This window comes from Streptomyces sp. NPDC001617 (assembly GCF_053596855.1).
Genome location: NZ_JBSFHA010000172.1, coordinates 1 through 5,714 on the forward strand (window position 1 = coordinate 1; position 5,714 = coordinate 5,714).

General features: G+C 70.4%; 4 protein-coding genes. All 4 read left to right on the forward strand.

What is annotated here, in order from left to right:
- Window positions 1–143 precede the first annotated feature (143 nt).
- A complete protein-coding gene (locus tag ACWC09_RS52035; protein ID WP_450859273.1) occupies window positions 144–653 on the forward strand; it encodes a hypothetical protein in 510 nt (169 codons plus the stop codon).
- A 306-nt stretch (window positions 654–959) separates the two neighbouring features.
- Window positions 960–4,052 carry a phage tail protein gene (locus ACWC09_RS52040; protein ID WP_450859275.1) on the forward strand — a complete coding sequence of 1,031 codons (3,093 nt, stop codon included), beginning with the start codon at window positions 960–962 and terminating at the stop codon, window positions 4,050–4,052.
- Window positions 3,985–4,185, forward strand: coding sequence for a hypothetical protein (locus tag ACWC09_RS52045; RefSeq protein ID WP_450859277.1), 201 nt, complete (start codon window positions 3,985–3,987; stop codon window positions 4,183–4,185). Before ACWC09_RS52040 ends, ACWC09_RS52045 begins: the two co-directional genes overlap by 68 nt.
- Window positions 4,186–4,260: 75 nt before the next feature.
- On the forward strand, window positions 4,261–5,714 hold a 1,454-nt coding region (locus ACWC09_RS52050), incomplete at its 3' end, for a hypothetical protein (RefSeq protein WP_450859279.1).

Below are 5,714 nucleotides of genomic sequence, written 5' to 3' on the forward strand. Positions count from 1 at the left end.
CAGCATGCACATGCCCAGCGGATGGCCTGCCCGGCGATCAGTACCTCGATCGAGCGATCACGAACCGAGGAAGATCGGACTTAACGCCCACTGAGTACGCCGCTGGTTGTGGGCCGGGCGAGGAGCGGACCCAGGGAAGACCTGTGCGTAAGTCCTTTGCCCTTCACACCGAACCCCACGTCGCCGACATCGGCGGGACCGAGTTGCTGTTCCAGCCGGAAGCCATGGGCGATGACTTCCTCGACGCGTACGTCGAGCTACGCGACGTGCAGAAGGCGAAGGGCATCGACCTCGACAATCTCTCCGAGGCCGACCCCGCAGACGTCCGCAAGACGACTCGCGCGCTGCGCCTGTTCCTCGCCCGGCAGATGCTCGCCGAGTCGGCGGAGCTCTTCCTGCGCCTGGACGTCGTCAAGGACGGGGAGGCCGAGGCGTACGCGGCGAAGCACCAGGGCGCGCGCGTCGTGGACGCGCCGCGCCTGCCGACCTGCGTCACCGTCGAACTCCTCGAATGGGTCGTCGAGTTGTACGGGGGTGGTGGCGACCGCCCTACTGGGTCGTCTTCCGCCTCTGCGACAGCATCGCGGCAGGCTGGGAGGCGTGGGACGGGAGTCTCGCCCTCAAGGGTGTCGACCCGCACGCCTGGCCGCTGAGACGGATGCTGAACGCCGCCGAAGCCTCCATGGACATGGCGGCGGAAGATGACGCTGAACGGCAGCGGAACCGCGTGAAGTTGTACGCGCCGCCGAAGGGAGTACGCCCCGCCGGGGCGGGCCGTCCCCGGGCGGCGGGCCGTATGGACCTGGCCCAGGCGCGGGCGCTCATGGCGTCCATGGCGTCGGAAGACGCAAAGCTCCCGGCACGACGCAGCGGATAGTCATCACGGCCGCCCCTTGTGCGGCGGCCGTCGCCGCTGGTTTTGGGCCGGGCACCATTCACGACCTTCGTGAGGGTGCCCGGTGGCCGGCGACGAAGAGGACTACGGGTCCGCCCGGATCACGATCACGTTCGACGACCGCGGGGTTGTCCAGGAAGCGCGCGACCTCGGGATCCGTATCCAGCGCGCGCTCGACCGCGCAACTCGCGACGTCGGTATGCAGATCCGGCGCAACATCCAGAGGGGCCTTGACGCCGCTGCGGTCACGGTCCGCGTCAACCCGGATCTGCGCAGGTTCGACGCGCAACTCCTCGCCGGGCTCCGGTCGCTGGACTCGATCAACATCCCGGTCGCCCCGGACCTGACGGGGTTCGTCGAGCGCCTGCGTGCCGCGCTCGCCGGTGAGGAGATCGAGGTCCGGGTCGTACCGGATCTCTCGGACTTCGACGTGCGGATCCGCGCGCACAACATGCCGGACGTCACGGTCCACGCGAACGTCGACGTCGACAACAACCGCTTCACGCGCGCCCTCGCAGGGCTGACGGGAATCGCCCGGGGAGCCGGTACCGCGCTTACCGGCGCGCTGCGGTTCGGGGCGATCGGTATCGCGGCGGCCGGGGCCGCGCAGGGTGTTGCGGCGCTGGCCGGCGCGCTCGCCCCGGCGGTGGGGATCGTCGCGGCGGCCCCGGCCGCGTTCATCGCCGCGCAGGCTGCGATAGGGACGCTGAAGCTCGCGCTGGACGGCGTGGGCAAGGCGTTCTCGACGGCACTGACCGGGGACGCCAAGCAGTTCAAGACCGCGCTCAAGGGCCTGTCCCCGGCGGCCCAGGCAGCCGCCCGGGAGGTGCGGGCTCTGAAGCCTGCGTTCGACTCACTGAAGTCGAGCGTGCAGGGCGCGTTCTTCGGGCCGCTGAAGGGGCAGATCACGGCGGTCGCGGACGCCCTGAAGGGGCCGCTGAAGACGGGCATGACGGCGGTATCCGCCGAGTTCGGCCGCCTCGCCGCGTCGGCGCTCGGATTTGCGAAGTCCTCGGCGTCCGTGCAGCTCGTCAGCGGCGTGTTCGCAAGGCTCAAGACGGAGATTGCCGGGGTCAAGTCCGACAGCATCGACCGGCTGCTGACGGCGATCGCCAAGTTCACGTCGTCGACGCTGCCCGCCTTCAGCGGCCTCGGCGGTGTCGTCGACGGCGTAGTCAACAAGCTGGCCGCGTTCCTCGAGGGCGCCACCCGAGCAGGGTCCGGACTCACGTGGATCCAGAACGCCCTCGCGGTGTTCAGGCAGCTCGGCGCCATCGCCCAGAACGTCGGCGGGATCATCTCCGCCGTCTTCTCTGCCGCGAGCGGCGTCGGCGGAGGGCTGCTCAACAACCTTCAGACGATCACGGGCGCGTTCCGCGACTTCGTCCAGAGCGCGGCCGGCCAGCAGGCGATCGGGAACGTCTTCGGCACGATCGCGACGATCACCGCCCAGCTCGGGCCGATCATTTCCGCGCTCGTCACGCAGATCGGGCAGATAGCGCCCGCACTCGCGCCGGTCTTCGCCACTCTGGGCCCGGCGATCACCGGCGTCATCAACGCGCTCGGGCCCGCCCTGGCGGCGACCGCGCCGAGCCTGCAGACCGTCGCGTCCGCGCTCGCGGGCGGGCTCGGCGCCATCGGCCCGAGCCTGGGGCCCGTCGGTGCCGCGATCGGCTCCGTCCTGTCGGCCCTGGCCCCGCTGCTGCCCCTGGCAGGTCAGCTGGTTGCGGTCCTGGCGCAGGCCCTCGCGCCTGCCTTGCAGGTCCTGGTGACGCTGTTTACGCCGATCATCTCGGCGCTCGTGGACGCGCTCATGCCCGTCCTGCCCCCGCTCACGCAGGCCTTCGTTGCCCTGGTCACCGCGCTGACCCCGCTCGCGGCCGGCGTCGGCCAGGCGGTCGCGCAGATGTTCCAGGTCCTCTCGCCGGTCCTGGCGCAGGTGGCGGGCGTGGTGGCGCAGGTCGCCCTCGCTCTGGTCCCGCTGATCTCCGCGTTCACGAACGCGCTGCTGCCCGTCCTGCCGCCGCTTGTCGACGCCTTCTTGGCGATGCTGCAGGCGCTTCTGCCGATCCTGCCGCCGATCGCCAACCTCGCCGCCGCCCTGGCCCCGCTGCTGGTGATGGTGACGAACCTCCTCGCGCCGGTCCTCCAGCTCGAGGCCGGGTTCGCGTCGTGGGTCGCGGTCAGCGTCGTCGTCCCGGTCATCCAGGGCGTCGTCAGGGTCCTTTCCGGCCTGATCACCGCGATCACCGCGGTCGTCACGTTCACGAACCTGCCGTCGCTGATCGTGGCCGGACTCAGCGCGCTCGGCTCGATGATCGGGACGTTCTTCTCGACGCTCGTCACCACCGTGACGACCGCCCTGACCACGGGCTTTGAGGGCGTCGTCTCGTTCTTCACGTCTCTGCCGGGCCTGATCATGTCGGGGCTGGCTGGCGGCGCTGCCCGGTCTGCTCGTCACCCTGTTCGTACAGGCGGTCGCCGGCGTCGGTATCGCAGTGCTGACCGCGATCGCCGCGGTGGTGTTCATCTTCACCGCGCTGCCCGGCCGCATCTATGCCGCGCTGTCCTCGCTCGGCTCGATGATCCTGTCCGCGTTCTCCTCCGCGTTCAGCTCCGCGCGTTCGGCGATCTCCTCGTTCCTTTCCTCGGCGGCCTCCTTCTTCGCGCAGTTGCAGGGCGGGATCGTCGGCGTGATCGCCGCGCTGCCCGGACGGCTGGCGTGTTCCGGTCTGCGGGCTCCAGTGCGCTGTCCGCAGCCCGCGCCGTCGGCTCCTCCATCGTGTCGTTCTTCGCGAGCATGCCGGGCCGCATCGTTTCCGCCCTGTCCGGGCTCGGGTCCCGGCTCGCAGCAGTTTTCAGGTCGGCGGTGGGCGGCGCACGCAGCGCCGTGTCCTCCCTGATCTCCGGCATCGTCCGCCTGTTCTCCGGCCTGCCGCCCTGGGCAACATCGGCTCGCGGATCACGTCGAGCATCAAGAGCGGCCTGCCGTCGGCCGTGCGCAAGTACTTGCCGTTCGCGGAGGGCGGCATCTTGCTCGGGCCGACCCACGCCCTGGTCGGCGAGGCGGCCCGGAGGTGATCGTCCCCTTGACGAAGCCGCAGCGGGCCCGGCAGTTGGCCGCGCAGTCGGGTCTGGCGGAGATGCTCGGCGGTGACGGCTCGACCTCAGCCTCGGGCAGTGACGGCGGGGTTACCATCGCGCCGGTCTTCAACATCTCCCAGGTGGGCGACGCCGAGACGACCGCGGCGCGGGTCATGCACCGCATGGCGCTGACGTACAGCATGTGACCCGCCTGGGGCGGCCGTAAGCTGATGGGCGCCGCTGGTTGTGGGCCGGGCACCTCTCCGAATTAGGGGTGTCACGTGCTGACCGACTTCCTCATGGTGGGCGGTATCGAGGTCATCAACACGGCCCGCCTACGCGCCTACCTCGGGACCGTCGGCTCCCCGCTGAACTCCGGATCGGCTGTCTGCGGCTGCGACACCCTCACCCCCGACGTCCTCGACCCAGACGGCCGGCCGTACACGACACCCGACGACCCGGACAACCCGGCGCCCTGGTGCGACCCTGACGTCCCCGAGTCCGCTTCCTTCTCCGGCTTCCTGCCGCTGTCCTTCGACGGGATCGACGACTACCCGGTGAAGCGGGCGGTCACCAACGCCGTCATCGGCGGCGGCGCGCTCGGCCCCGCCCGGGTGCAGCCGCGCACCATCACCGTGACCGGCCTCCTCCTCGGCGCCACCTGCTGCGCCGTGGAGTACGGACTGCACTTCCTGGCGGAGGCGTTGCAGGGCTGCACCGGCAGCGTGTGCGGCGGCGACTGCGTGACCATGTTCAACTGCTGTCCCGGCGAAGAGGAGACAGCAGCCGAGTTCAACGAGCGGCACCGCCGCACCTACCGGCGGGTGGCGCTCGTGGAGGGGCCCACGGTCACGGCCCGGCACGGCGACGGCTCGTGCAGCTCCGGGCGGTGCTCCATCGGCGCGGACATCATCACCGTTGAGTTCGTTCTCGCCGCCACCCCCTGGGCCTGGACGGACGAAATCCCCCTGCTCGACGTCCACTTGCCGGCCGACGGCGGCACCGACTGCATCACGTGGTGCCTGCACACCGGCCAGGGCGCATCCGGTGAGTGCGCTGATGGGCCGTGCCGGCTCGCGGGCTGCCCGGACGTGGCGGCCGCGTGCGCGGACCCGTTCTGCACACCGCCGGCACCCCCTCAACCAGCCGTGCCATCCTCCTGTTTCTGCGAGGTACCCGCCACGAACCGGGAGTGCTACGAACTCGACCTGTCCAACCGGCCCGCCCGGGGCACCGACATGCCAGTGATCTCGGTCTTCGCCGGCACTGAGGACCTGCGGCGGCTGACGATCTCCTTCTACGAACGCGCCGAGCAGGACGGTGACCTGTCGTGCGCGGAGATCGCCGACCGCAAGCGCTGCGACCCGCTCGCCGTCTTCGAGATCGGGTTCATCCCCGCCGGTGGCACGCTCGTCCTGGACGGGCAGATCGGCCGCGCCACCGTGGAGTGCGGCGGCAACTGCGAGACAAGCACCAGCGTGTGGGGAGCAGGCGGCGCCTCCCCGACATGGCCGGCCTTCGACTGCGCCTCGATCTGCGTCTGCCTGGAGACCGATGCCCTCCTTCAGCCTCGTCACGACCGCCCGGCGATGTCCGGTTCGTCGATCAGTCCGTCGAGATCCAGTCCGGTGGTCGGTAAGCAGCCGACGATCAGGTGCGGCCGGTACTGGATCTTCTTCAGCTTCCGCTTGATGGCGCGGGTCAGGTGCGTGAGGTCGGCGGCGGCGAAGTCGGC